The following is a 24,754-nucleotide window of genomic DNA, read 5'->3' as shown; positions in this document are numbered from 1 at the left end:
AAAGAGATGGCGGCCAGCAACGATTCCCGATGCGCAGCGCCTTGCCGGCGCCGCGGTGCCCGGAAGCCGGCCGCCACAGCCTGAAGCCCAAGGCGATTCGCAGAACAGCAAGCCCGTCGATCCGACCATCCGATCGCACGGGCTTTTTTCATGGCCCCGCGCCGACCACCCGGGCCGGTGCGCGGCTTGTCGAAAACCATCGCATTCGCGCGGGTACGACCGCGCCACCAGCATGAACCAACCGCTCAATCCCGAATCGCTCGGCATCGATACCCTTGGCGTGCGCGCCGGCACGCTGCGCAGCGACTTCATGGAGCACTCCGAGGCCATGTACCTGACCTCGAGCTTCTGCTTCAACAGCGCCGCCGAAGCCGCCGAGCGCTTTGCCAACTCCGAAGAGGGCTACACCTATTCGCGCTTCACCAACCCGACCGTGTCGATGTTCCAGTCGCGCCTGGCCGCGCTGGAAGGGGCGCAGGCCTGCATGGCGACCGCCTCGGGCATGAGCGCGATCCTGTCGGTGGTGCTGTCGTCGATGCAGGCCGGCGACCACCTGGTCAGCTCGCGCGCGATCTTCGGCTCGACCATGACGCTGTTCAACAACATCTTCGGCAAGTTCGGCGTCGAGACCACCTTTGTCGATCCCACCGACCTGGAAGCGTGGCGTGCGGCGATCCGCCCGAACACCAGGCTGTTCTTCCTGGAAACCCCGTCGAACCCGCTGACCGAGGTGGCCGACATCGCGGCCGTCGCGGACATTGCCCACGACGCCAATGCGCTGCTGGTGGTCGACAACTGCTTCTGCTCGCCCGCGCTGCAACAGCCGATGAAGTTCGGCGCCGATATCGTGGTGCACTCCGCGACCAAGCATATCGACGGCCAGGGCCGCGTGCTGGGTGGCGCGGTGCTGGGCACGCACGACTTCATCATGGGCAAGGTGTTCCCGTTCGTGCGCACCGCCGGGCCGACGCTGTCGGCATTCAATGCGTGGGTGCTGCTCAAGGGCATGGAGACGCTGGCGATCCGCATGGAACGCCATTCGTCCAGCGCGCTGGCGCTGGCGCAGTTCCTGGAATCGCACCCGGCGGTGGCGCGCGTGTTCCACCCGGCGCTGCCATCCCACCCGCAGCACCAGATCGCCATGCGCCAGCAAAGCGGCGGCGGGGCGATCGTGTCGTTCGAACTGAAGGGCGCCACGCCCGAACAGCAGCGCGCCAATGCCTGGCGCGTGATCGACAACACGCGCCTGTGCTCGATCACCGGCAACCTGGGCGACACCCGCACCACCATCACGCACCCGTACACCACCACGCACGCGCGCGTGAGCCCCGAGGCCAAGGCGGCCGCGGGCGTCGGCGAAGGGCTGATCCGCCTGGCGGTGGGGCTGGAGTCGGTCGCGGACCTGAAGGCCGACCTGCTGCGCGGCCTGGGCGACTGAGGCGTTACTGCGTCACCGGGGGCGCAGCCGGTGCGGCCGGCTCGTCGCCGCCGGCCACCGCCTTCACGCCGGCGGCCGTGACGTCATAGGTGGTGCTGGCCGCGGTCGAGGCCACGCTGACCGCCGCCGAGCCCACCGTGGCGGCTGTCGACACCGCGGCGCTGCCGACGGCCACGGTGGCGCCGACCACCATGCACCCCGCCAGCGATACCGTGGCGCAGGCGGCTGCCAGCGCTAGGGCCGCGCGCGGCAAGGGCGCAGATTTTCTGCTTTCGTCGCGCACGTTGCGACGCAATCCGGGAAAGAAACGGTGCATTTAGTGAAGGTTTGGTTGTTGGGCTATGCGCCCGTATCAGCGCAGCAGCCTGCGGCGCAACAGCACCAGGCACACCACCAGCGCCGCCACCGCATAGGCGCCCAGCACGGCCAGGTGCAGGCCCGCGCCGTCGACCGGGCGGCCTAGCATCAGCGGGCGGATCAGCGCCACGGCGTGCGCCAGCGGCAGCGCCTTGGTGGCGGCCTGCACGCCCTCGGGCAACTGTTCCAGCGGGAAGAACACGCCCGAGAGCAGCAGCATCGGCGTCATCACCAGGGTCTGGTAGAACATGAAGAAGTCGTAGCTGGGCGCCAGCGCGGTGACGATCATCGCCAGCGCGGCGAAGGCGATCCCCGCCAGCACGATCACCGGCAGCGCCAGCAGCGCCCCCGGCATCTGCGCATAGCCGAGCGCGCCCGCCACCAGCATGATGGCCAGCCCCGACAACACCGCCTTGCTGGCGGCCCAGGCGATTTCACCCAGCACCACGTCGCCCAGCGTCAGGGGGGCGTGCATGATCGCTTCCCAGGTGCGCTGCACATGCATGCGCGAGAACGCGGAATACATCGACTCGAAGCTGGCCGACATCATCACGCTCGACGCGGTGGTGCCTGCCGCCAGGAAGGCGATATACGACACACCGTTGACCTGCCCGACCATCAGCCCCAGCCCTAGCCCCAGCCCGAACAGGTAGATCATCGGGTCGGCCAGGTTGCCGATCATCGACGGGATGGCCAGTTTCTTCCACACCATGTAGTTGCGGTACCAGACCATCATCCAGTTGCGCAGGTTGCGCGGCAGCAGCGGCTGCGGATAGGTCTGCCGCACCGCGGTGCCGGAGGCGGAGGCGTCGGTGGCGTCCGCGCGGGGATCCTGTTCGCTCATGTCGTCCCTTGGTTCAGTCCCGCATTCAGTCCCGCATCTCGCGGCCGGTCAGCTTGAGGAAGACGTCCTCGAGATTGGCCGGGCGGTGCAAATAGCGCACGCCGCTCCTGCCGTGCAGCGCCGCCAGCAGCGGGGCGGGCTCGCGCACGTAGCAGAACAGCGTCTCGCCGCTCATCTCGGTGCGCTGCGCCAGCGGCGTCAGCGCGCCACGCAGCGTGTCCAGTTCATCGCCATAGATCTCGACCACGTCGCAGCCGATCTGGCTGTCGATCAACTCGTGTGGCTTGCCTTCGGCAATCTTGCGGCCGCCGTCGATCACGCACAGGTAGTTGCACAGCCGTTCGGCTTCTTCCATGAAGTGCGTGGTCAGCAGGATGGTCTTGCCGCTGGCCATCAGCGACTTCAGCCGCTCCCAGATCAGGTGGCGCGCCTGCGGGTCCAGGCCGGTGGTGGGTTCGTCCATCACCAGCAGGTCCGGGTCGTTGATCAGCGCGCGCGCCACGGTCAGGCGCCGGCGCATGCCGCCGGAGAGGTCGCGCACCTGCGCGTCGGCGCGGTTTTCCAGCCGGGCGAATTCCAGCAGATTCGGCACGCGGCGCTCGATCTCGGCCGACGACAGCCCGAAGTAGCGCCCGAAGATGCGCAGGTTCTCGATCACCGAGAAGTCCGGGTCGAGATTGTCGAACTGCGGCACCACGCCCACGCGCATGCGCGCCTGCGGCGCGCGCTCCGGGATGGGCTCGCCGCACAGCGTCAGCGTGCCGGCCATGGGCGTGGTCAGGCCCAGCAGCAGCCGCAGCGTGGTGGTCTTGCCGGCGCCGTTGGGGCCCAGCAGTCCATAACACTGGCCGCGGAATACCTGCAGGTCGAGGTCGTCGACCACGATGGTGTCGCCGTATTGCTTGCGCACCTTGCGCAACTCGAGGATGGCAGTCAAGGCAGGGTCCGGTGTGGCGCCGCAACGGCGCAATTGCCGACATTATGCCGGTCATCGGCGCCGCGCTCAGGTGGCGCGGTGCAGCAGACGCCGCGGTTCCCGCAGGCGAGCCCCCCGCCCGCGTGCGGGCATAAAAAAACCGCCAGCGAACTGGCGGTTCTTTCTTGCCTGATACTCCAGGCAGCGAAGCGTACTGAAATCAGTACATCTTCTTCGGCAGCATCTGCATGCGCAGGCGCTTGCGCAGGCGTGCTTCGGCGGCCTTCTTCTTGCGCTTGCGCTCGGTCGTCGGCTTCTCGTAAGCGGTACGGCTCTTGAGTTCAACGATCAGGCCAGTCTGCAGAATGGCGCGACGGAAACGCCGCATGGCAACTTCAACGGGCTCACCGGGTTTCAAGACGATCTTAGTCAATTCAGTCCTTTAGGGGATTGCCGCCGGGGCGGCTGGTTCACACGGGGGGAAACTGCGGTCGCCGGAGCGACTGGTATTGCACGCCGGGCTAATGCCCTGGTGCGCCCCCGCGAACCTGAAAGATGTGGACGTTTCAGTCCGTGCAACCAGTGTCAGGGGTGATAGCGCCAGGTCCAAAACATAACTGGAGCCTGACAGTACCGGTTTCCATGAATGCTATACGCCCGTAACTATGGCATGTATACGACGACGCTGTCAAGAATGCAGTGCAATGTACGCGCGGCGGCCGGGTTGGATTGTTATTTTTCCGGCACTTAAGACAAACCGCCAAGGTCCGCGCGGAGCCGCGAGGCGTCTTTATACCGTTTTTACAGGCGCAGCGGCTCTTTCTATCCCGTTTTTATCCCCGCATCCCTAATCTGGGTGACGTCTGCCACTCAAGATTCTGCCCGCCATGGATGCGATGTTCCTGCTCGTTCTGATTGCCTTCGGCGCCGCCAGCGTCGCCCTGATTGCGCTATGCGAATGGCTGTTGGGCCCGGCGCGGCCGGTGTTGCCCGCGGACCGGCCGCAGCCGGGCGCAGCCACCGGCGGAGAGCGCTGATGGACTGGACCGAACTGCTGGCCGGCGTGCTTGCCGTGGCCATCTTCCTCTACCTGCTGATTGCGCTGTGCCGTCCGGAGAAGTTCTGATGCCGACCGATTTCCCGGGCCTGCTGGCCCTTTACCTGGCCATCCTGCTGGCGCTGGCGCCCTGGCTTGGCCGCTACCTGCGCCGCGCGGTCGAAGACGACGGCTTTCGGCTGACCGCCTGGGGCCGTCCGCTCGAGCGCGCGCTGTACCGGCTCGCCGGCGTGCAGGGCGGGGCGCAGATGGGCTGGCGGCAATACGCGCTGGCCGTGCTCGTTTTCAACCTGCTCGGCGCGTTGGCGGTCTATGCGCTGCAGCGCCTGCAGGGCTGGCTGCCGCTGAATCCGCAGGGCTTTGGCCCGGTGTCGCCGGATTCGGCCTTCAACACCGCCGTGAGCTTCGTCGCCAATACCAACTGGCAGGGTTATGCCGGCGAATCGACCATGAGCTACCTGACGCAGATGCTGGCGCTGACGGTGCAGAACTTTGTCTCGGCGGCCACGGGGATCGCGGTGGTGTTTGCCCTGATCCGCGGGTTTGCGCGCCAGCGCGCAAGCGTCATCGGCAACTTCTGGGTCGACCTGACGCGCATCACGCTGTATGTGCTGGTGCCGCTGGCCTCGGTGATCGCGCTGGTGCTCGCCAGCCAGGGCGTGATCCAGAATTTCAGCGGCAATCGCGATGCCACCCTGCTACGTCCGGTGACGTACAGCCAGCCGGTGACCGACGCCGCCGGCGCGCCCGTCACCGATGCCCGGGGCCAGGCGCTGACCCGTCCGGCCACGGCGCACACCCAGACGCTGCCGATGGGGCCGGTGGCGTCCCAGGAAGCGATCAAGATGCTGGGCACCAACGGCGGCGGCTTCTTCAACGCCAACTCCGCGCATCCATACGAGAACCCGACCGCGCTGTCCAACCTGATCGAGATGCTGGCCATCCTGCTGATCCCCGCCGCGCTGTGCTTCACCTTCGGCGAGATGGTGAAGGACCGCCGGCAGGGCGTGGCGGTGCTGGCGGCGATGACCTTGCTGTTCGTGGCCATGGCTGGCCTGGCCGCGCTCGCCGAGCAGCAGGCCGGGCCGGTGTTGTCCGCGCTGCCGCTGGATCACGCGGGTTCCGCGCTGCAGGCGGGCAACCTGGAAGGCAAGGAAACGCGCTTCGGCGTGGCCGCCTCCGCGTTGTTCGCGGCGGTCACCACGGCGGCGTCGTGCGGCGCGGTCAATGCCATGCATGACTCCTTCACCGCGCTGGGCGGCATGGTGCCGATGCTGCTGATGCAGCTGGGCGAGGTGGTGTTTGGCGGGGTCGGCTCGGGCCTGTACGGCATGCTGGTCTATGCGGTGCTGGCGGTGTTCATCGCCGGCCTGATGATCGGCCGCACGCCGGAATACCTTGGCAAGAAGATCGAGGCCTTCGAAATGAAGATGACCGTGATCGTGATCCTGGTCACGCCGCTGCTGGTGCTGCTGGGCACGGCGGTGGCGGTGATGGCGGGGGCGGGCCGCGCGGGGGTGCTCAACCCGGGCACGCACGGCTTCTCCGAAATCCTCTACGCGCTGTCGTCGGCGGCCAACAACAACGGCAGCGCGTTCGCTGGCCTGTCGGCCAACACCCCGTTCTACAACACGCTGCTGGCCGCGGCGATGTGGTTCGGCCGCTTCTGGATCGTGATCCCGGTGCTGGCGCTGGCGGGCTCGCTGGCGGCCAAGCCGAAGCTGCCGGCCACCGGCGGCACCATGCCCACGCACGGCGCGCTGTTCGTGGTGCTGCTGGCGGGCTCGGTGCTGATGGTGGGCGCACTGACCTATGTCCCGGCGCTGGCGCTGGGCCCCGTCGCCGAACACCTGCAGGGCGTGCTGACCGGCGCCGCGCGCTGATCGCTCGCCCTGACGAATCGCCAATCGCGAACCTGTCTATCATGCAACCCGATACCCTGACCACGCGGCCCCAGGCCGCGACTGACCGCGCCGAGGACGGCGCCACCCACCACCCGGCACGCGCGCCGCGCCGCATACTGTCGCCCGAACTGGCGCGCCCGGCGCTGCTCGCGGCGCTGCGCAAGCTGTCGCCGCGCGAGCAGCTGCGCAACCCGGTGATGTTCGTGGTCTATGCCGGCGCCATCCTGACCACGCTGCTGGCGCTGCGCGCGATAGTGTCGCCGCTGCCGCATGCCACTGAAAGCGCGGGCTTTATCGTCGCGGTCACGCTCTGGCTGTGGATCACCGTGCTGTTTGCCAACTTTGCCGAGGCGCTGGCCGAAGGGCGCAGCCGCCAGCAGGCCGCGTCGCTGCGCGGCCTGAAAAGTACCGCGACCGCGCGTGTGCTAACCGAAGGCCGCCGCGACGGCGCCGTGCAGGTGCGCCCGGCCACCACGCTGCGCCGCGGTGACGTGGTGCTGGCCGAGGCCGGCGACATGATTCCCGGCGACGGCGACGTCATCGAGGGCGTGGCCTCGGTCGACGAAAGCGCCATCACGGGCGAGTCAGCGCCGGTGATCCGCGAATCGGGCGGGGATTTCTCGTCCGTCACCGGCGGCACGCGCGTGCTGTCCGACTGGATCGTGGTGCGCGTCACCACCAATCCCGGCGAGAGCTTTATCGACCGGATGATCTCGATGGTCGAAGGCGCCCGGCGCCAGAAGACCCCCAACGAGCTGGCGCTGACCATCCTGCTGGTCGGGCTGTCCATGGTGCTGCTGCTGGCCACGGCCACGCTGCTGCCGTTCTCCGCCTACAGCGTGGTGGCGACGGGCGCGGGGCTGCCGGTTACCGTGACCGTGCTGGTGGCGCTGCTGGTGTGCCTGATCCCGACCACCATCGGCGGGCTGCTGTCGGCGGTCGGCGTGGCCGGCATGAGCCGCATGATGGCGGCCAACGTGATCGCCACCTCGGGCCGCGCGGTGGAAGCCGCCGGCGACGTCGACGTGCTCCTGCTCGACAAGACCGGCACGATCACGCTGGGCAACCGCCAGGCCGCACGGCTGCTGCCGGCGCCGGGTGTGACCGAGCGTCAGCTGGCCGCCGCCGCGTGGCTGTCGTCGCTGGCCGATGAAACCCCGGAAGGGCGCAGCATCGTGGCGCTGGCGCGCCAGCAGGCCGGCGTCGAGGCGCCCGGCATGGGCGCGGCGCGGCCGGTGTTCGTGCCGTTCAGCGCGCAGACGCGCATGAGCGGCGTCGACCTGGACGAGGGCGCGTCGCGGCGCAGCGTGCGCAAGGGCGCCGCCGATGCCGTGCGCCGTTACGTGGCCCAGCAAGCGGGCAAGTTCCCCGACGCGGTGGCGCATGCGGTCGAGGACGTGGCGCGGGCTGGCAGCACGCCGCTGGTGGTGGCCGAGCTGGCCGGCGCGGAGGTGCGCGTGCTGGGCGTGGTGGAGCTGAAGGACACGGTCAAGCGCGGCATCCGCGAGCGCTTCGGCGAACTGCGCCGCATGGGCATTCGCACCGTCATGATCACCGGCGACAACCGGCTGACCGCCGCCGCGATCGCCGCCGAGGCCGGCGTCGACGACTTCCTGGCGGAGGCCACGCCCGAAGCCAAGCTGGCGCTGATCCGCCAGTACCAGGCCGAAGGGCGGCTTGTGGCGATGACCGGCGACGGCACCAACGACGCCCCGGCGCTGGCGCAGGCCGATGTCGCGGTGGCGATGAACAGCGGCACGCAGGCCGCGCGCGAGGCCGGCAACATGGTCGACCTCGACAGCAATCCCACCAAGCTGATCGAGATCGTCGGCATCGGCAAGCAGATGCTGATGACCCGCGGCGCGCTGACCACCTTCAGCGTGGCCAACGACCTGGCCAAGTATTTCGCGATCATTCCCGCGGCCTTTGCCACCACCTATCCGCAGCTCGGCCTGCTCAACGTGATGGGCCTGGCGACGCCGTCTTCCGCGATTTTGTCGGCGGTGATCTTCAACGCGCTGATCATCGTGGTGCTGATCCCGCTGGCGCTGCGCGGGGTGCGCTATCGCGCCCTCGGCGCCGCCGCGCTGCTGCGCCGCAACCTCCTGGTGTACGGGCTGGGCGGCATCGCAGTGCCGTTTCCCGGCATCAAGCTGATCGATATGGGGCTGGCCGCGATGGGCTGGGCCTGATCGACGCAAAACCACTTTCGGAGCAACCATGTCCTATCCAATCACGCCCGATGCCGCGCGCGATGCGCAAACCACAGAGCAGGGCGGCCTGATGCGCCCGGCGCTGGTCATCCTGCTGGCGCTGTCGCTGCTGACCGGCCTGCTGTACCCCGCGGCGATCACGGCACTTGCCGCCGCGGCCTTTCCGCACCAGGCGGCCGGCTCGCTGATCGTGCGCGACGGCAAGGTGCTGGGCTCCGCGCTGATCGGGCAGCCGTTCTCCGAGCCCGGGGACTTCTGGGGCCGGCTCTCGGCAACCGCGCCGATGCCGTACAACGGCGGCGCGTCCGGCGGCTCCAACCTGGGTCCCGCCAACCCGGCGCTGGCCGACGCGGCACGCGCGCGCCTCGACGCGCTGCGCGCGGCCGATCCGGGCAACGCAGCCCCGGTGCCAGTGGACCTGGTGACCGCGTCCGGCAGCGGCCTGGACCCGCATATCAGCGTGGCCGCGGCCGAATACCAGGCGGCGCGCGTGGCGCAGGCGCGGGGCCTGCCGCTGGCGCAGGTGCGCGCGCTGATCGCCGCGCATACCGACAAGCCGCTGCTGCCGGTGCTGGGCGAGGCCGGCGTCAACGTGCTGAAGCTGAACCTGGCGCTGGATGCGCTGCCGGCGCGCTGAGGCGGCGGCGGGCCACGCGCCGGCCCGCATGGCACAATCTGGCTACGCTCACGCCGCCGCAGGATGAGCGCCCCAACCATGCCCGCGCCCCGCCCAGCCGACGACCTCCGCCCCGATCCCGACCACCTGCTGCAACGCCTGCGGGCCGACGGCGAACGCGCCGCACGCGGGCGCCTGCGGATCTACTTCGGCGCCTCGGCGGGCGTCGGCAAGACCTTTGCCATGCTGGCGGCGGCGCGCGCCCTGCGCGAACAGGGCGGCGACGTCGTAGTGGGCGTGGTCGAAAGCCATGGCCGCGCCGAGACCGAGGCGCTGGCCAAAGAACTCGAGCAGCTGCCGCGGCGCGAACTGGACTATCGCGGCCGCGCGCTGCAGGAATTCGACCTGGACGCGGCGCTGGCGCGCCGGCCAGCGCTGGTGCTGGTCGACGAACTGGCCCATAGCAACGCTCCCGGCAGCCGCCATCCCAAGCGTTGGCAAGACATTGCCGAGCTGCTGTCGTCCGGCATCGACGTCTGGACCACTGTCAACGTCCAGCACCTCGACAGCCTGAACGAGGCGGTGGCCGGCATCACCGGCATCCGCGTGCGCGAGACCGTGCCCGACGCGGTCTTCGACGACGCCGACGAAGTGGTGCTGGTCGACCTGCCCGCCGACGAACTGCTGCGCCGCCTGCGCGAAGGCCGTGTGTACGTGCCCGAACAGGCTCGCCACGCGGTGCAGCACTTCTTCCGCAAGGGCAACCTGATCGCGCTGCGCGAGCTGGCGCTGCGCCGCACCGCCGACCGCGTCGACGACGATGTGCGCGCCTACCGCCAGCAAGCCGCGATCGCGCCGGTGTGGCGCACGCGCGAAGCCGTGCTGGCCTGCATCGGCCACGGCAGCGATGCCGCGCAGGTGGTGCGCAGCGCGCGCCGGCTGGCCGCGCAGCTGGATGCCGATTGCCATGTGGTGACGGTGTCGGTGCCGCGGCTGGCGCCCGCGCCCGACACGCCGCGCGCGCAGCTCGACGAGGCGATGCGGCTGGCCGAGTCGCTGGGCGCGCGCACCGAGACCCTGGCCGGCAGCGACATGGTGGCCGCGGTGGCCGGCTACGTGCGGCGGCACAACCTGACCAAGGTATTGATCGGCCGCACGCCGGCGCGCTGGCGCAACAGCGGCGGTTCGCTGCCCGGGCGCCTGCATGCGTGGCTGGCGTGGGCACTGGCGCCCTGGCTGGGTGCGCGCGCCTGGCTGTTCGGGCGCAGCAGCTTTGCCGATGCGCTGGCCGCGGCGTGTCCGGAGGTCGACGTGATCCGCGTCGCTGCCGATGGGGTCCGGCATGACACACCCGATGCCCCCGGCAGCGTGCGTCGCATCGAACCGCAAGCTGGCGAAGCAAGTCCGGCGCAGTGGCCGGGCCTGCTGTGGGCGGTGGCCTGGTGCGCCGGCGCCACCGTGCTGTCGGCGCTGGCGCGGACATGGTTCGACCTGGTCAATATCGCCATGCTGTTTCTGCTGGCAGTGGCCGGCGTGGCGCTGCGCCACGGGCGCACGGCCGGTGCCTTTGCCGCCGTGGTGGCAGTGGGCGCGTTCGACTTCTTCTTCGTGCCGCCGCGGCTGTCGTTCGCGGTCAGCGACGTGCAGTACCTGGTGACTTTCCTGGTGATGCTGGCGGTGGGGCTGGTGATCGGGCAGCTCACCGCCGGGCTGCGCGAGCAGGCGCAGGTGTCGGTCCAGCGCGAGACCGATGCGCGCACGCTGTACGAACTGGCGCGCGAACTGTCGGCGGCGCTGACCGATGCTCAGATCGTCGCCATCGGCAGCCGCTTCCTGCGCGCGGCGTTCGACGCGCGCGCGGCCTTCTTCCTGGCCGGGCCGCAGGGGCGATTGCGCTCGGCCGCGCCCGATGCCGAGACCGATGACCCGGCCGGCGCGAAAGCCGGCGCGGCCGCGCAGAGCGATGCGATCGACCACGTGCTGGCGCAATGGGTATTCGACCACGGCCAGCCGGCCGGCACCGGCACCGACACCCTGCCCGCCGGCACCGTGCTGTACCTGCCGTTGAAAGCGCCGATGCAAGTGCGCGGCGTGCTCGCGGTCGAGCCGCGCGCCTGGCGCGCCTTGGCGCAGCCCGCGCTGCGGCGGCAGGCCGATGTCTTCGCCACGCTGATCGCGATCGCACTGGAGCGGCTGCATTATGTCGAGGTCGCGCAGCAGGCCTTGTTGACAATGGAATCGGAGCGCCTGCGCAGCTCGCTGCTGGCCGCGGTGTCGCATGATCTGCGCACGCCGCTGACCAGCCTGATCGGCATGGCCGAGACCCTGCAGCGCGGCACCTCGCCGCTGGCCCCGGACGTTGCCGAAACGGTCGGCGCCATGCGCGACCAGGCGCGGCGCATGCATGCGATGGTGGCGAACCTGCTCGACATGGCGCGGCTGCAGAGCCGCAACGTGGCGCTGCGCAAGGCATGGCAGTCGTTCGAAGAACTGGCCGGCGCGGCGCTGGCGTCGCTGCGCGACGCGCTGGCGCAGCACCGCGTGGTGGTGGCGGGCCTGTCGGCGCTGCCGCTGGTGGAGTGCGATGGCGTGCTGATCGAGCGCGTGCTGTGCAACCTGCTCGAGAACGCGGCCAAGTACACCGCCCCGGGCACCGAGATCCGGCTGCGCGGCGAGGTGACCGAAGACGCCGTGAACCTGATCGTCGAGGACGACGGCCCCGGCGTGCCGGCCGCGATGGCGCGCCAGGTGTTCGAAAAATTTACCCGCGGTGAGCGCGAATCCGCCACCAGCGGCGTGGGCCTGGGCCTGGCCGTGTGCGACGCGATCGTGCAGGCGCACGGCGGTAGCATCCGGGTCGAGCCGGTGCATGCCGGGGCACAGGGCGAGGGGGCCGGCGCGCGCTTCGTGGTTACGCTGCCGCGCGGCACCCCGCCCGTGCTGGAGCCGGAAGCGGCCGGCCTGCCGGCCTGAACCCGCCAAACTTGCAAGGAAGCGACGCGTCATGCCATTCGAGTTTTCGCCCACGGTGCTGCTGGTGGAAGACGAGCCCCACATCCGCCGCTTCGTGCGCGCGGCGCTGCAGGACGAGGGCTGCAGCGTGCACGAGGCCGATTCGCTGCAGCGCGGCCTGATCGACGCCGGCACGCGCCAGCCGGACCTGGTGATCCTGGACCTGGGCCTGCCCGATGGCGACGGCGTGTCCCTGATCGGCGAGTTGCGCACCTGGACCGAAGTGCCGGTGCTGGTGCTGTCGGCCCGCACCGACGAGACCGAGAAGATCCGCGCGCTCGACGCCGGCGCCGACGATTACCTGACCAAGCCTTTCGGCGTGGGCGAGCTGGTGGCACGGCTGCGCGTGCTGTTGCGCCGGCACGCGCGCGCCGGCACGCAAGGGCGGGCGCAAGTGGCGTTCGGCGACATTGCGGTCGACCTCGCCAACCGGCAAGTAAAGCGCCGCGGCGAGCTAGTGCACCTGACACCGATCGAATATCGCCTGCTTGCCGTGCTGCTGGCGCACCGCGGCAAGGTCATGACGCACCGCGAGCTGCTGCGCGAGGTGTGGGGGCCGTCCCACGCCGACAGCAGCCACTACCTGCGGGTCTACATGGGCCACCTGCGCCACAAGCTGGAGGACGACCCGGCCCAGCCCGCGTGGCTGCTGACCGAGGTCGGCGTAGGCTACCGCTTCGCCGGCTGAGCCCGCGGCCTTTCCCTTCGCATCCATTTCCGTCTGATCACGCGGCGCGTGAGGACGATGCTCGCGCGTGCCAACCGCTCCCGGTAAACCCGCAAACACGTCGAAAAGGTTTGACGGTAAAATTCATATGTATAAACTAATATTCATAAACGTGAATTTAAGTAGGAGTCCCGCATGCCGGACCAACCCGTGTATTTCGTCTCGACCGAAGATGTGGAGGGCTACCATCCCGCCAACCATGTCGGCACGCTCAACCGCCGCCTGATCGCGCCCGAAACGGTGGGCTCGCGCCATCTGGAAGTGATCCACGGCACCATCGAGAAAGGCAAGGGGGCGCTGCCGCACGCGCATCCCGGCATCGAGCAGGTCTGCTACGTGCTGGAAGGCCGCGCCGTCGCCGAGGTCGGTGGCCAGCGCCGCGAGCTGGGCCCGGGCGATTGCTGCTTCTTCCCGCCCGACCAGATGCACGTGTTCACGGTGGTCAGCGACGAGCCGGCGAAGATTCTGGTGATCTATTCCCCACCTTACGAGGAATCCCCCGAGCGCGTGATACGGCCCGCCTGAGGCGCGGTCACGGGCAGGGCACAAAACGACAGGAGACAACCACCGTGAAGTCATTCAAGAACGCTTTTGCCAGCCTGGTGCTGGGATGCGGCGCGGCGCTGGCCGCCACCCCGGCACTCGCCACCGATGCATTCCCGTCCAGGCCGCTGCGCCTGGTGGTGCCGTTTGCCGCCGGCAGCGGCACCGATGCCGTGGCGCGCCTGACCGCGAAGTACCTGGGCGAGTCGCTGCAGCAGCCGGTGGTGGTGGACAACAAGCCGGGCGCCAACGGCACCATCGCCGCCGAGTTCGTGGCCAAGGCGCCCGCCGACGGCTACACGCTGTTCATGACCACCAACACCACGCATTCGGCCAACCCGTCGCTGATGAAGCAGCTGCGCTATGACCCGGTCAAGGATTTCACGCCGATCTCGCGCATGGGCAACCTGCCGTTCATGCTGGTGGTCAACCCGGCGCTGCCGGTCAAGACCCTGCGCGAGTTTGTCGACTACGCCAAGGCGCATCCGGGCCTGAGCTATGCCAGCGGCAACAGCACCGGCATCGTCTCGGGCGCCACGCTGTCGAAGATGGCGGGGCTGAAGATGCTGCACGTGCCGTACAAGAGCACGCCGCCGGCGATGACCGATGTGATGGGCGGCCAGGTCCAGGCGATGTTCGTCGACTTTGCCGCCGGCATCGCCAACGTGCGCGCCGGCAAGCTGCGCGCACTGGCGGTGACCACCGCGCAGCGCAGCGCGCTGCTGCCGGACCTGCCGCCGCTGGCGAGCGTGCCGGAACTGAAGGGCTTCGACGTGACCTCGTGGAACGGCGTGTTCGCGCCGGCCGGGGTGCCGGCACCGGTGGTCGAGCGCCTGAACCGCGAACTGGTGGCGATAGCCGCCAGCAAGCAGCATGCGGCGCAGTTCCACGCGCTGGGCTTCGAGCCGTTCGGCAGCACGCCGGCCGAGCTCGGCCAGTTCGTCGTGGCCGAGTTGCAGAAGTGGGCGCGGCTGGTGAAGGACGCAGGCATCCAGCCGGAATAAGAAACAACCCGCATCGAACCAGACAACGACAGCAAGCAGGAAACGCGATGAATTTCGATCTCTCCGAAGAACAGGCCTCCATCGTCGAGGCCGTGCAGCAGGTCTGCGCGCAGTTCGACATGGAATACTGGGACCGCCTCGACAAGTCCGGCACCTATCCGCACGAGTTCTACAAGACGCTGTGCGAAGGCGGCTGGCTCGGCGTGGCCATGCCCGAGCCCTTCGGCGGCGCGGGGCTGGGCATCCTGGAAGCGGCGCTGGTGATGCAGACCATCTCGCAGTCGGGCGCGGGCATGACCGGCGCGTCGGCGGTGCACATGAATGTGTTCGGCCTGAATCCGGTGGTGGTGTTCGGCACCGACGCGCAGAAGGGCCGCTTCCTGCCGCCGCTGATCGCCGGCCAGGAGAAGGCCTGCTTCGGCGTGACCGAGCCCGACGCGGGGCTGGACACCACCAAGCTCAAGACCTTTGCGCGCAAGGTGCCGGGCGGCTATTCGGTAAGCGGGCGCAAGATCTGGATTTCCACCGCGCAGGTGGCCGATCGCATGCTGCTGCTGGCGCGCACCACGCCGCTGGAGTCGGTGAAGAAGTCGACCGAAGGGCTGTCGCTGTTCTATACCAAGGTCGACCGCAGCAAGATCGAGATCCGCGAGATCGACAAGATGGGCCGTGCCGCCGTCGACACCAACATGCTGTTTATCGACGACCTGTTCATCCGCGACGAAGACCGCATCGGCGAGGAAGGCAAGGGCTTCGAGTACATCCTGCACGGGCTCAACCCGGAACGCATCCTGATCGCCGCCGAGGCGATCGGGCTCGGCCGCGCTGCGCTGGCCATCGCCACGCAGTATGCCAAGGAGCGCGTGGTGTTCGGGCGTCCGATCGGCATGAACCAGGGCGTGCAGCATCCGCTGGCGCAGGCCTGGATGCAGCTGGAGTCGGCCAACCTGATGATGCTCAAGGCCGCGGCGCGCTACGATGCGGGCCAGTCGTGCGGCGCCGAGGCCAACGCCGCCAAGTACCTCGCTGCGGAGGCGGGCCACAATGCCTGCCAGACCGCGATCCTGACGCTGGGCGGCATGGGCTACTCGCGCGAATACCGCGTCGAGCGGCTGCTGCGCGAATCGTATATCCCGCGCATCGCGCCGGTCAGTCCGCAGCTGATCCTGTGCTTTATCGCCGAGCGAGTGCTGGGTTTGCCCAAGTCGTACTGAGCGGAGGCGGCGATGCAAGACAAGCCAGCACAGGCCAGTGGGGCCACCGCGCCCACCGGCCCACTCGCCGGGATCCGCGTGATCGACATGACCTCGGTGGCGATGGGCCCGTATGCCACGCAGATCCTCGGCGACATGGGCGCGGAGGTGATCAAGGTCGAGCCGCCGGCCGGCGACGTGTTCCGCCATGCCGAGCCGGCGCGGCATGCGGCCATGGGCGCCAGCTTCCTGAACCTGAACCGCAACAAGCAGTTCGTGGTGCTGGACGTGAAGCAGCCCGACGACCTCGCGGCGCTGAAGGCGCTGATTGCCGGCGCCGATGTCTTTATCTCGAACGTGCGCCCGCAGTCGCTGCGCAAGCTCGGACTGGACGATGTGTCGCTGTGCGCGCTGCATCCGCGCCTGATCTACTGCGGCGCCTATGGCTATTCGGAGGCCGGGCCGTATGCCGGTGCGCCGGCGTTCGACGACATCATCCAGGCGCGCAGCGGCATGGCGCAGTTCCAGGGCGCCAACTCGAACGAGGGGCCGCAGTACGTCAACACCATCCTCGCCGACAAGGTCGCCGGGCTGACCGTGGCCTATGCGATTCCGATGGCGCTGTATGAGCGCGAGCGCTCAGGCCGGGGCCAGGCCATCGAGGTGCCGATGTTCGAGACGCTGGTGTCGTTCCTGGCCGCGGAACAGCTGGCCGGGCAGACCTTTGTCCCGCCGCTCGGGCCGGCCGGCTATCCGCGCGTGATGTCGCTGCACCGCAAGCCGTACCGTACCCGCGACGGGCATCTCGCGCTGCTGCCTTACACCAGCGCGCAATGGCAGCGCTTCTTCGACGTGTCCGGCCACGCGCCGCTGGCCAGCGATCCACGCTATGCCACGCCGGCCGCGCGCAGCGCCAATATCGACGCGCTCTATGCCACGCTGGCCGAGATCGTCGCGCAGCGCACCACCGCCGAATGGCTGGCGCTGCTGCGCGATGCCGACATCCCGCATAGCGAGGTACCGCACTTCGACAGCCTCCCCGACGATCCGCACCTGCGCGCCACCGGCATGATGTTCGAGTACGACCATCCGAGCGAAGGGCGCCTGCGCGGCGTGGGCATTCCCACGCGTTTCTCGCGCACGCCCGGCAATCTCCGCAGCTGGCCGCAGTCCTTGCCGCAAGCCCGGGGTACGGAGGACTGAGCCGCGCTGCCGCCGCGTACAATCCCGGCCAACGGATACTGAAGTCGAGGAAGCCAACGATGGCAGCAAACGAAGCGGCGGAGAAGTCCGGTTACGGCAGCGTCAAGACGGCGCTGCGCGTGATCGAGATCATGGAAATCTATGCGCGCGAAGGGCGCTCGCTGACGCTGACCGAACTGGCCAAGCTGCTGGGCGCGCCGATGTCGAGCTGCCTGGGGCTGATCCGCACGCTGGCCTCGCTGGGCTATCTCTACGAGACCGGCCGCCGCCAGGGTTATTACCCGACGCGCCGGCTGCTCGACATCGCGCAACGCATCGCCCGCAACGACCCGCTGCTGGAGCGGGTGCAGCCGGTGCTGGAGTCGCTGCGCGACACCACCGGCGAGACCGTGGTCTTCGGCAAGCTGCAGGACGACGGCCGCGTGCTGTATCTGGAAGTGCGCGAGTCCCCCAACCCGGTGCGCTATATCGCCGCGCCGGGCGAGCTGCGTGATGCGCATGTCAATTCGATCGGCCGCGCCATCCTCGGCACGCTGAGCGCCGGCGCGCGCGCCGAGCTGGTGTCAGGTTTGTCCTTTGCCGCGCGCACGCCGCGCACCATCAGCTCGGCGCAGGCGCTGGAAGCCGCGATGCAGGGCTGGCAGAAGCAGGGCTGGTATCCGAACTTCGGCGAATCGTTTCCCGACCTTGGTGCGATCGCCGTGCCGGTGACAATCGGCGGCGTCGTTTATGGCCTGTCGGTGGCAGGGCCGCTGCATCGGGTGGAAATCAACGCGCAGGGCATTGCCGCGGCGCTGGAGGCGGCGGCCCCGTCGCTGCAGGGATAGGGGGGACGGCTAGAAAGGGACAGAGCAGGGCGTTGCGGCCGGATGGCCGTGGCGCTCCGCGTCGAGCCTTGGAACGGGCAATCCGGAAAACGAAAAAGCCCGGTGCGTTTGCACCGGGCTTCCGTATCGGTTGGCTCCCCGACCTGGGCTCGAACCAGGGACCTGCGGATTAACAGTCCGTCGCTCTACCGACTGAGCTATCGGGGAACAGCTGAGAAAGAAATTATAGCCAGTTTCTGATTTCTTCGTCAACACCCTTTCGACATTTAGTTCTGGTCGGAGCGTGCCGGGAAGGCTGGCTTGCTGCCGGGGCAGGCGGTGCAAAGGGGCTTATAGCCAGCTTCGGACCGTCGCGCTGAACAGCGAGGCCGCATTATAGCGACGGTTCCGGCTTGGTGCCAGAAAAAAAACCGCCACGTGGGCGGTTTCTTCGTGCGGGTGCCGCGCGAGTTCAGTCGAACACCGGCGATTCCACGCCCAGCACCTTGTGCAGCTTCGGCGAGGTGGTGGTGTACTGCATGTGGATCTTCTTCTCCGGGAAGATATACGGCGCCGCACCGAACGCGGCCAGCGCGGCCTCGTGGAAGCCCGACAGGATCAGCTTCTTCTTGCCGGGGTAGGTGTTGATATCGCCGACCGCGAAGATGCCGGGGATGTTGGTCTGGAATTTCTCCGTGTCCACCTTGATCTGCTTGCGCTCCAGGTCCAGGCCCCATTCTGCGATCGGGCCCAGCTTGGGCGACAGCCCGAAGAACACCAGCAGGTCGTCCAGCGGCAGGCGGCGGGTCACGCCGTCGGCGCCGGTAACCTTGATCTCGGTGAGCACGCCGTCCTTCTCTTCATAGCCGCCGATCTGGCCGACCACGAACTGCATTTCCATCTGCTCGCACAGTTCCTTCATCTTGGCGACAGAAGCGGGCGCGGCGCGGAAGCCGTCGCGGCGATGGATCATCACCACCGACTCGGCCTTGCCGACCAGGTCCAGGGTCCAGTCCAGCGCCGAGTCGCCGCCGCCGACGATCACCAGGTTGCGGCCGTGGAAACGGCTCGGATCCTTGACGCGGTAGAACAGCTGCTTGCCGTCGAACTTGTCGATGCCGTCGACCTTCAGCGTGCGCGGCTGGAACGAGCCCACGCCGGCGGCGATGAAAATGGTCTTGGTGATGAAGCGCGTGCCGAGCGAGGTCTCGACAAAAAAGCGGCCGTCGTCACGGCGCTCGACCACGGCGACTTCCTGCCCCAGGTGGAAGGTGGGCTCGAACGGCTCGATCTGCTTGAGCAGGTTGTCGGTCAGTTCCTGGCCGGTGCAGCTGGGCACCGCCGGGATGTCATAGATGGGCTTGTCCGGATACAGCTCCACGCATTGCCCGCCGACCACCTTCAGGGAATCGATGACATGGGCCTTGATTTCGAGCAGGCCCAGTTCGAACACCTGGAACAGGCCCACCGGACCCGCACCGACGATCAGCGCATCGATTTCCAGCGGCTGGCCGCCGGCCGGGCTGGCGCCGTCGACCTGCCTGGTCGTGTCGGCGACGGGATTTGGAATGCTCAAGTCCATATTCGTCCTGATACGTTTGCGTGGGCCACGGGTGCCCGGTATTGCGGAAAGCGCGTGGGGACGGCCTTCGGGTTCGGTCAGCGCTGCAGGTACTGCAGCTTGTCGGTGGCGTCCTTCCATTCCTCGGCCTCGGCCAGCGGGGCCTTGGTCTTGGTGATGGAGGGCCAGTTGCGCGCCAGCTCGGCGTTCAGTTCGATGAATTGCTGCTGGTCGCCCGGTACGTCTTCCTCGGCGTAAATGGCGTTCACCGGGCACTCGGCCACGCACACGGCGCAGTCGATGCACTCATCGGGGTCGATGGCCAGGAAGTTGGGGCCTTCGCGGAAACAATCGACCGGACACACGTCAACGCAGTCTGTGTAGCGGCAACGGATGCAGGATTCGGTGACAACGTGGGTCATTTCGGTTCCAGGAAAACGGGTCGGCTTTTAATGGGAAACTATGGGGCCGTTTTTTGCCGGCGTGACGCGCCGCTTCCATCACATTGAGGTGCCCGCATGCCGCAGGGCAGCATGGGCTGGGCGAGCGCCGGCCGAGGCCTATCGGAAACCGATATTGTAGCCGAGCCTTCTGGCAAGGATAGCGGGTCTATATAGCTGGATCAGATAGTTTTCTTATTTCTTTATGTACTTTTGATTTGACGCATGGTGGGCGGCGAGCGGGTTTGACAGTACGCGGGCATGCTGCGCGGCAGCACCTGGCCAGCCGGCAGCGGGCAGACTTCAGGTAGCATGGCGTTCTGACCCGGCATCGCCGTCTGGCTCGCTATGATCATCCAGTCTCTGCTCGACACCGACCTGTACAAATTCACGATGATGCAGGTGGTGCTGCATCAGTTCCCGCAAGCGCAAGTGGAATACCGCTTCAAGTGCCGCAACGCGGGCATCGATCTCACGCCGTATATCGACGAGATCCGCGCCGAGCTGGCGCACCTGTGCCAGCTGCGCTTCACCGACGACGAATTGGCCTACCTGCGCGGGCTGCGCTTCATCAAGAGCGATTTCGTCGATTTCCTCGGGCTGTTCCACCTGAACGAGAAATATGTCTCGGTGCGCCCGTCACCGCAGGGCAACGGCGAGATCGAGATTTCCATCATCGGCCCGTGGCTGCACACCATCCTGTTCGAAGTGCCGGTGCTGGCCATCGTCAACGAAGTCTACTTCCGCCGCACCCAGCCGCGGCCCGACCTGGCCGAAGGCCGCCGCCGGCTGGAAGCCAAGCTGGCGCTGCTGAAGACCCCCGCACAGGTCGATTGCGTGATCGCCGACTACGGCACGCGCCGGCGCTTCTCGCGCGACTGGCAGGAAGAGGTGCTGCTGACCATGCGGCGGCTGCTGGGTCCGCAACTGGCGGGCACCAGCAACGTCCACTTCGCGCGCCTGCACAATATGGTGCCGCTGGGCACGATGGCGCATGAGTACCTCCAGGCCTGCCAGGCGCTGGGGCCGCGGCTGCGCGATTCGCAGGTCTTTGCGCTGGAACGCTGGGCGCGTGAGTACCGTGGCGACCTGGGCATCGCGCTGTCGGATACCTATGGCTTCGACGCCTTCCTGCGCGACTTCGACCTGTATTTCTGCAAGCTCTTCGACGGCGTGCGCCATGATTCCGGCGATCCGGTGCTGTGGGGCGAGCGCATGGTGGCCCACTATGCCGCCAACCGCGTCGACCCGCGCACCAAGACGCTGATCTTCAGCGACAGCCTGGACATCCCGCGCGTGATCGAGCTGTATCAACGCTTCCATGGCCGCTGCCGGCTGGCGTTCGGCGTCGGCACCAACCTGACCAACGACCTGGGCTACACGCCGCTGCAGATCGTGCTGAAGATGGTGCGCTGTAACGGACAGCCGGTGGCCAAGCTGTCGGACACGCCGGAAAAGACCATGTGCGACGATCCCGGCTACCTGGCCTACCTGCGCCAGGTGTATTCGGTGCCGTCCGCCGCTTAGCGACATTCAACCGGTGCGTCGGCCGCGACACCATGCTGGCGCGGCGCTCGCCCCTATAATCGGCGCATCGCGCTTTTGCGCCTAGCTATCCCAGCCCGCCCTATGGAAACCAACGACGCCCGCGACCGCATCTTTGCCCGCATCCGAGCCGCCCAGGGCAGGCCGGCACGGCCGAGCGCGGGCGAGCGCGGCGCCGTCGCCGATTACCTGGCTCGCCACCCGCAGGGCCCGCGTCCGGCCGCCATGCCTGACCTGGCCGAAGCCTTCCTGGCGCAGGCGCAGCGCATGGCCTCGACCGTGGACCGCGTCGCGACCATGCAAGACGTGCCCGCGGCCACCGCGCGTTATCTCGACAGCCTCCAACTGTTGCGGCGCGCGATCGCGTGGGACGAATTCGGCCCGCTGCCGTGGCAGGCCGCGGGCCTAGCCGTGGAATGCCGCCCGCCGGTGCGCGACGCCGTGGCCGACCGCGAGCACGGCGACCTGGTCGGCATCACCGGCTGCTTCTGTGCGATCGCCGAGACCGGCTCGCTGATGCTGCTGTCCGGCCCTGCCACCTTCGCCTCGGCCGCGCTGCTGCCCGAGACCCATGTGGCGGTGGTGCCGCGCTCGCGCATCGTCGCCGGCCTGGAAGACGCGTTTGCGCTGGTGCGCAGCGAACGCGGCGAGCTGCCGCGTGCGACCAATATCATCAGTGGGCCCTCGCGCACGGGCGATATCGAGCAGACCATCGTGCTCGGCGCCCACGGCCCGTACCGCGTGCATGTGATCGTGGTCGACGGGACCTGAGCCACATGGCGCGGACCGGCGCGCCGCAATCCGCAAAATGCACGCCGCCAGGGTAATCGCGGCAGGGCCTTGCATTACACTTGCAGGCTTGCCCGCGCGCCTTGGCATCATCCTGTGCGCGCCCCATGATTGCTGTATTTCCGAGGAGATCCTGCCTGATGCGACGTGCCTCCGTGCTGTTGCCGCTGCTGGCCATGCTGGCCGCCTTTCCCGCCGCCGGCCATGCCGCCGGGCTCGACGGGGCGTCGCTGTCGCCGCTGTGGGGGCTGCCTTTTGCCGGCATCCTGCTGTCGATTGCACTGTGGCCGCTGCTGGGGCCGAAGTTCTGGCACCACCATTACGGCAAGATCGCCGCCGGCTGGGGACTGCTGTTCCTGCTGCCATTCGCGTTCGTGTTCGGCACGCATGCCGCCGCGGTCAGCGCCGTGCATGCGCTGCTGGCCGAGTACATTCCGTTCATCGCGCTGATCACCACGCTCTATATCGTTGCCGGCGGCATCTGCGTGCGCGGCAACCTGCACGGCACGCCGGGGCTCAATACCGGCATCCTGGCGCTGGGGACGGTCCTGGCCAGCTTGATGGGCACCACCGGCGCGGCCATGCTGCTGATCCGGCCGCTGCTGCGCGCCAATGACAACCGCCGCCATGTGGCGCACGTGGTGGTGTTCTTTATCTTCCTGGTGGCCAATGCCGGCGGCTCGCTGACGCCGCTGGGCGACCCGCCGCTGTTCCTCGGCTTCCTCAAGGGCGTGGACTTCTTCTGGACCCTGCGCAATATCTTCCCGGAGACGCTATTTATTTGCGTAGCACTGTTGCTGCTGTTCTATCTAGTTGACCGGTACTACTTCCACAACAAGGAAGAGGAACTGCCGCCGCGCCATGACCCTACCCCGGATTCCGGCGGCATCGCCATCGAAGGCAAGTTCAATTTCGTGCTGCTGCTGGCCGTGGTCGGCCTGGTGCTGATGAGCGGGCTGTGGCAGCCGGGGGTCTCGTTCGACATCCTCGGCACCGAGGTGCCGCTGCAGGCCGCGGTGCGCGACGGCCTGCTGGTGGTGGTGGCCGTGGTGTCGCTGCTGGCCACGCCGCGTGCGGCGCGCGTGGGCAATGAATTCAACTGGGAGCCGATTCTCGAGGTCGGCAAGCTGTTCGCCGGCATCTTCCTGACCATCATTCCCGTCATTGCGATGCTGAAGGCCGGCACTGACGGGGCGTTTTCGGGGGTGATCCGCGCGGTCAGCGACGCCAACGGGCAGCCGGTCGACGGCATGTATTTCTGGGCGACGGGCGTGCTGTCGTCCTTCCTGGACAACGCGCCGACCTACCTGGTGTTTTTCAATACCGCCGGTGGCGATGCCGCCACGCTGATGACGCGCGATGCCTCGACGCTGGCGGCGATCTCTGCCGGGGCAGTGTTCATGGGCGCCAACACCTATATTGGCAATGCCCCCAACCTGATGGTCAAGGCCATTGCCGAGAACCGTGGCGTGCGCATGCCGAGCTTTTTCGGCTACATGTTGTACTCCGGCATTTTCCTGGTGCCGCTGTTCGTCATCATGACCTTCCTCTTCTTCCATATCTGATGCCATGAAGCCGTCCGTCCTGGTCACCCGCGCCATCTATCCCGAAGTCATCGCGCACCTGGCGCAGTATTTCGATGTCGACGACAACCAGCAGGACGCGGTGCTCGACGCCGCGGCGCTGCAGGCGCGGCTGGCGGGCAAGGCCGGCGTGCTGGCCAACGCCGCCGACCGCATCGACGGCAATGTCATTGCCGGGCTGCCGTCGCTGCGCGCCGTGTGCAACATGGCGGTCGGCTACAACAACCTGGATTTGCCGGCGCTGACGGCGGCGGGCATCGTCGCCACCAATACGCCGGACGTGCTGACGGAGACCACCGCCGACTTTGGCTGGGCCCTGCTGATGGCGACCGCGCGCCGCGTCACCGAGGCCGAGCACTACCTGCGCGCCGGCAAGTGGCAGCGCTGGAGCTACGACATGCTGGTCGGCATGGACCTGTACGGCAGCACGCTCGGCATCCTGGGTATGGGCCGCATCGGCCAGGCGCTGGCGCGGCGCGCGGGCGGGTTTGGCATGAACGTGCTGTACCACAACCGCAGCCAGCTGCCGGCCGACACCGAGCGCGCGCTCAACGCGCGCTATGTCAGCAAGGAAGACCTGCTGCGCCAGTCGGACCACCTGCTGCTGGTGCTGCCCTATGGCCCGCAAAGCCACCACGCCATCGGCGCCGCCGAGCTGGCGCTGATGAAGCCGACCGCGACGCTGGTGAACCTGGCACGCGGCGGCATCGTCGACGACGCCGCGCTGGCGCAGGCGCTGCGTGACAAGCGCATCTTCGGCGCCGGGCTGGATGTGTTCGAGGGCGAGCCCTCGGTTCACCCGGACCTATTGACCGTGCCCAACGTCGTGCTGACCCCGCATATCGCCAGCGCGTCCGAGAAGACCCGCCGCGCCATGGCCATGCTGGCCGCCGACAACCTGATTGCAGCCCTCGACCAGGGGCCGCAGGCCGGCCATCCGCCGACCGTGATCAATCCCGAAGTAATGCCGCACCGCCGTTGAGCCCGGCGCAGCGCTTCGTCA

General features: G+C 68.0%; 23 protein-coding genes and 1 tRNA gene. 17 read left to right on the top strand and 7 right to left on the bottom strand.

The window, feature by feature from the left end:
• The first annotated feature begins 232 nt into the window (after positions 1-232).
• Positions 233-1,438 (top strand): O-succinylhomoserine sulfhydrylase, encoded by a 1,206-nt coding sequence (locus tag ACOCMH_RS27715; RefSeq protein WP_427310416.1) that lies wholly within the window; start codon positions 233-235, stop codon positions 1,436-1,438.
• 4 nt (positions 1,439-1,442) lie between these two features.
• Here ACOCMH_RS27715 and ACOCMH_RS27710 read toward each other — a convergent pair whose 3' ends face one another.
• The 4 genes from ACOCMH_RS27710 to rpsU all read right to left on the bottom strand — a co-directional run bounded on the left by ACOCMH_RS27710 (position 1,443) and on the right by rpsU (position 3,988).
• Entirely contained in the window at positions 1,443-1,691 is a 249-nt protein-coding gene (locus tag ACOCMH_RS27710) for a hypothetical protein (protein ID WP_427310414.1), read from the bottom strand.
• A 99-nt stretch (positions 1,692-1,790) separates the two neighbouring features.
• Positions 1,791-2,639, bottom strand: coding sequence for an ABC transporter permease (locus ACOCMH_RS27705; protein WP_427310412.1), 849 nt, complete (start codon positions 2,637-2,639; stop codon positions 1,791-1,793).
• A 25-nt stretch (positions 2,640-2,664) separates the two neighbouring features.
• The gene (nodI, locus tag ACOCMH_RS27700) at positions 2,665-3,576 is read right to left on the bottom strand and encodes a nodulation factor ABC transporter ATP-binding protein NodI (protein WP_427310410.1); all 912 of its coding nucleotides are present in this window, start codon (positions 3,574-3,576) and stop codon (positions 2,665-2,667) included.
• A 199-nt stretch (positions 3,577-3,775) separates the two neighbouring features.
• The gene (gene rpsU, locus ACOCMH_RS27695; RefSeq protein WP_010814647.1) at positions 3,776-3,988 is read right to left on the bottom strand and encodes a 30S ribosomal protein S21; all 213 of its coding nucleotides are present in this window, start codon (positions 3,986-3,988) and stop codon (positions 3,776-3,778) included.
• Positions 3,989-4,442: 454 nt separating this feature from the next.
• Here rpsU and ACOCMH_RS27690 point away from each other — a divergent pair, with 454 nt between their 5' ends.
• The 12 genes from ACOCMH_RS27690 (at position 4,443) to ACOCMH_RS27635 (ending at position 17,854) form a co-directional block, all read left to right on the top strand.
• Positions 4,443-4,592, top strand: a complete 150-nt coding sequence (locus ACOCMH_RS27690) for a hypothetical protein (protein ID WP_427310408.1) — start codon at positions 4,443-4,445, stop codon at positions 4,590-4,592.
• Complete coding sequence (locus ACOCMH_RS27685; RefSeq protein ID WP_111517532.1) at positions 4,592-4,681, top strand: potassium-transporting ATPase subunit F; 90 nt, start codon at positions 4,592-4,594, stop codon at positions 4,679-4,681. The genes ACOCMH_RS27690 and ACOCMH_RS27685 overlap by 1 nt, the downstream gene beginning before the upstream one ends.
• Positions 4,681-6,495 (top strand): potassium-transporting ATPase subunit KdpA, encoded by a 1,815-nt coding sequence (gene kdpA, locus ACOCMH_RS27680; RefSeq protein WP_427310405.1) that lies wholly within the window; start codon positions 4,681-4,683, stop codon positions 6,493-6,495. Before ACOCMH_RS27685 ends, kdpA begins: the two co-directional genes overlap by 1 nt.
• Positions 6,496-6,536: 41 nt before the next feature.
• Positions 6,537-8,708 carry a potassium-transporting ATPase subunit KdpB gene (gene kdpB, locus ACOCMH_RS27675; RefSeq protein WP_427310403.1) on the top strand — a complete coding sequence of 724 codons (2,172 nt, stop codon included), beginning with the start codon at positions 6,537-6,539 and terminating at the stop codon, positions 8,706-8,708.
• A gap of 28 nt (positions 8,709-8,736) precedes the next feature.
• Entirely contained in the window at positions 8,737-9,366 is a 630-nt protein-coding gene (gene kdpC, locus ACOCMH_RS27670) for a potassium-transporting ATPase subunit KdpC (protein WP_427310402.1), read from the top strand.
• Positions 9,367-9,444: 78 nt separating this feature from the next.
• Positions 9,445-12,318, top strand: coding sequence for a DUF4118 domain-containing protein (locus ACOCMH_RS27665; RefSeq protein WP_427310400.1), 2,874 nt, complete (start codon positions 9,445-9,447; stop codon positions 12,316-12,318).
• Positions 12,319-12,349: 31 nt separating this feature from the next.
• Positions 12,350-13,045 (top strand): two-component system response regulator KdpE, encoded by a 696-nt coding sequence (kdpE, locus tag ACOCMH_RS27660; protein ID WP_427310398.1) that lies wholly within the window; start codon positions 12,350-12,352, stop codon positions 13,043-13,045.
• A gap of 174 nt (positions 13,046-13,219) precedes the next feature.
• Complete coding sequence (locus tag ACOCMH_RS27655; protein ID WP_427310396.1) at positions 13,220-13,609, top strand: cupin domain-containing protein; 390 nt, start codon at positions 13,220-13,222, stop codon at positions 13,607-13,609.
• A gap of 44 nt (positions 13,610-13,653) precedes the next feature.
• The gene (locus ACOCMH_RS27650) at positions 13,654-14,631 is read left to right on the top strand and encodes a Bug family tripartite tricarboxylate transporter substrate binding protein (protein ID WP_427310394.1); all 978 of its coding nucleotides are present in this window, start codon (positions 13,654-13,656) and stop codon (positions 14,629-14,631) included.
• Positions 14,632-14,678: 47 nt separating this feature from the next.
• The gene (locus ACOCMH_RS27645) at positions 14,679-15,845 is read left to right on the top strand and encodes an acyl-CoA dehydrogenase family protein (protein ID WP_427310393.1); all 1,167 of its coding nucleotides are present in this window, start codon (positions 14,679-14,681) and stop codon (positions 15,843-15,845) included.
• 12 nt (positions 15,846-15,857) lie between these two features.
• Positions 15,858-17,027, top strand: coding sequence for a CaiB/BaiF CoA transferase family protein (locus tag ACOCMH_RS27640; protein WP_427310391.1), 1,170 nt, complete (start codon positions 15,858-15,860; stop codon positions 17,025-17,027).
• A 59-nt stretch (positions 17,028-17,086) separates the two neighbouring features.
• Positions 17,087-17,854 (top strand): IclR family transcriptional regulator, encoded by a 768-nt coding sequence (locus ACOCMH_RS27635; protein WP_427310389.1) that lies wholly within the window; start codon positions 17,087-17,089, stop codon positions 17,852-17,854.
• 131 nt (positions 17,855-17,985) lie between these two features.
• Here ACOCMH_RS27635 and ACOCMH_RS27630 read toward each other — a convergent pair.
• The 3 genes from ACOCMH_RS27630 to fdxA all read right to left on the bottom strand — a co-directional run bounded on the left by ACOCMH_RS27630 (position 17,986) and on the right by fdxA (position 19,816).
• A tRNA-Asn gene (locus tag ACOCMH_RS27630) sits at positions 17,986-18,061 on the bottom strand.
• Between the two features lie 244 nt (positions 18,062-18,305).
• The gene (locus tag ACOCMH_RS27625) at positions 18,306-19,415 is read right to left on the bottom strand and encodes an NAD(P)/FAD-dependent oxidoreductase (RefSeq protein WP_236901459.1); all 1,110 of its coding nucleotides are present in this window, start codon (positions 19,413-19,415) and stop codon (positions 18,306-18,308) included.
• A 77-nt stretch (positions 19,416-19,492) separates the two neighbouring features.
• On the bottom strand, positions 19,493-19,816 hold the full coding sequence (fdxA, locus tag ACOCMH_RS27620) for a ferredoxin FdxA (protein WP_061957871.1): 324 nt from the start codon (positions 19,814-19,816) through the stop codon (positions 19,493-19,495).
• Between the two features lie 366 nt (positions 19,817-20,182).
• Here fdxA and pncB point away from each other — a divergent pair, with 366 nt between their 5' ends.
• The 4 genes from pncB to ACOCMH_RS27600 all read left to right on the top strand — a co-directional run bounded on the left by pncB (position 20,183) and on the right by ACOCMH_RS27600 (position 24,733).
• Complete coding sequence (gene pncB, locus ACOCMH_RS27615; RefSeq protein ID WP_427310386.1) at positions 20,183-21,361, top strand: nicotinate phosphoribosyltransferase; 1,179 nt, start codon at positions 20,183-20,185, stop codon at positions 21,359-21,361.
• Between the two features lie 102 nt (positions 21,362-21,463).
• Positions 21,464-22,150, top strand: coding sequence for a LutC/YkgG family protein (locus ACOCMH_RS27610; RefSeq protein ID WP_427310384.1), 687 nt, complete (start codon positions 21,464-21,466; stop codon positions 22,148-22,150).
• A 158-nt stretch (positions 22,151-22,308) separates the two neighbouring features.
• Entirely contained in the window at positions 22,309-23,733 is a 1,425-nt protein-coding gene (locus ACOCMH_RS27605; RefSeq protein WP_427310382.1) for a sodium:proton antiporter, read from the top strand.
• A gap of 4 nt (positions 23,734-23,737) precedes the next feature.
• A complete protein-coding gene (locus tag ACOCMH_RS27600; RefSeq protein WP_427310380.1) occupies positions 23,738-24,733 on the top strand; it encodes a 2-hydroxyacid dehydrogenase in 996 nt (331 codons plus the stop codon).
• Positions 24,734-24,754 lie beyond the last annotated feature (21 nt).

The sequence above is a fragment of the Cupriavidus sp. H39 genome (assembly GCF_050271075.1).
GTDB classification, from domain to species: Bacteria; Pseudomonadota; Gammaproteobacteria; order Burkholderiales; family Burkholderiaceae; genus Cupriavidus; species Cupriavidus necator_B.
Note: the sequence above shows the minus strand (reverse complement) of the source record. Positions and strands in the feature narration are given on the sequence as shown.

What these genes read in the sequence shown, in the direction of transcription:
- ACOCMH_RS27715 (WP_427310416.1), top strand. Translation starts at nt 233, where the DNA reads ATGAACCAACCGCTCAATCCCGAATCGCTCGGCATCGATACCCTTGGC.
- ACOCMH_RS27705 (WP_427310412.1), bottom strand. Translation starts at nt 2,639, where the DNA reads ATGAGCGAACAGGATCCCCGCGCGGACGCCACCGACGCCTCCGCCTCC.
- ACOCMH_RS27690 (WP_427310408.1), top strand. Translation starts at nt 4,443, where the DNA reads ATGGATGCGATGTTCCTGCTCGTTCTGATTGCCTTCGGCGCCGCCAGC.
- ACOCMH_RS27685 (WP_111517532.1), top strand. Translation starts at nt 4,592, where the DNA reads ATGGACTGGACCGAACTGCTGGCCGGCGTGCTTGCCGTGGCCATCTTC.
- kdpA (WP_427310405.1), top strand. Translation starts at nt 4,681, where the DNA reads ATGCCGACCGATTTCCCGGGCCTGCTGGCCCTTTACCTGGCCATCCTG.
- kdpB (WP_427310403.1), top strand. Translation starts at nt 6,537, where the DNA reads ATGCAACCCGATACCCTGACCACGCGGCCCCAGGCCGCGACTGACCGC.
- kdpC (WP_427310402.1), top strand. Translation starts at nt 8,737, where the DNA reads ATGTCCTATCCAATCACGCCCGATGCCGCGCGCGATGCGCAAACCACA.
- ACOCMH_RS27665 (WP_427310400.1), top strand. Translation starts at nt 9,445, where the DNA reads ATGCCCGCGCCCCGCCCAGCCGACGACCTCCGCCCCGATCCCGACCAC.
- kdpE (WP_427310398.1), top strand. Translation starts at nt 12,350, where the DNA reads ATGCCATTCGAGTTTTCGCCCACGGTGCTGCTGGTGGAAGACGAGCCC.
- ACOCMH_RS27655 (WP_427310396.1), top strand. Translation starts at nt 13,220, where the DNA reads ATGCCGGACCAACCCGTGTATTTCGTCTCGACCGAAGATGTGGAGGGC.
- ACOCMH_RS27645 (WP_427310393.1), top strand. Translation starts at nt 14,679, where the DNA reads ATGAATTTCGATCTCTCCGAAGAACAGGCCTCCATCGTCGAGGCCGTG.
- ACOCMH_RS27640 (WP_427310391.1), top strand. Translation starts at nt 15,858, where the DNA reads ATGCAAGACAAGCCAGCACAGGCCAGTGGGGCCACCGCGCCCACCGGC.
- ACOCMH_RS27635 (WP_427310389.1), top strand. Translation starts at nt 17,087, where the DNA reads ATGGCAGCAAACGAAGCGGCGGAGAAGTCCGGTTACGGCAGCGTCAAG.
- ACOCMH_RS27625 (WP_236901459.1), bottom strand. Translation starts at nt 19,415, where the DNA reads ATGGACTTGAGCATTCCAAATCCCGTCGCCGACACGACCAGGCAGGTC.
- fdxA (WP_061957871.1), bottom strand. Translation starts at nt 19,816, where the DNA reads ATGACCCACGTTGTCACCGAATCCTGCATCCGTTGCCGCTACACAGAC.
- pncB (WP_427310386.1), top strand. Translation starts at nt 20,183, where the DNA reads ATGATCATCCAGTCTCTGCTCGACACCGACCTGTACAAATTCACGATG.
- ACOCMH_RS27610 (WP_427310384.1), top strand. Translation starts at nt 21,464, where the DNA reads ATGGAAACCAACGACGCCCGCGACCGCATCTTTGCCCGCATCCGAGCC.
- ACOCMH_RS27605 (WP_427310382.1), top strand. Translation starts at nt 22,309, where the DNA reads ATGCGACGTGCCTCCGTGCTGTTGCCGCTGCTGGCCATGCTGGCCGCC.
- ACOCMH_RS27600 (WP_427310380.1), top strand. Translation starts at nt 23,738, where the DNA reads ATGAAGCCGTCCGTCCTGGTCACCCGCGCCATCTATCCCGAAGTCATC.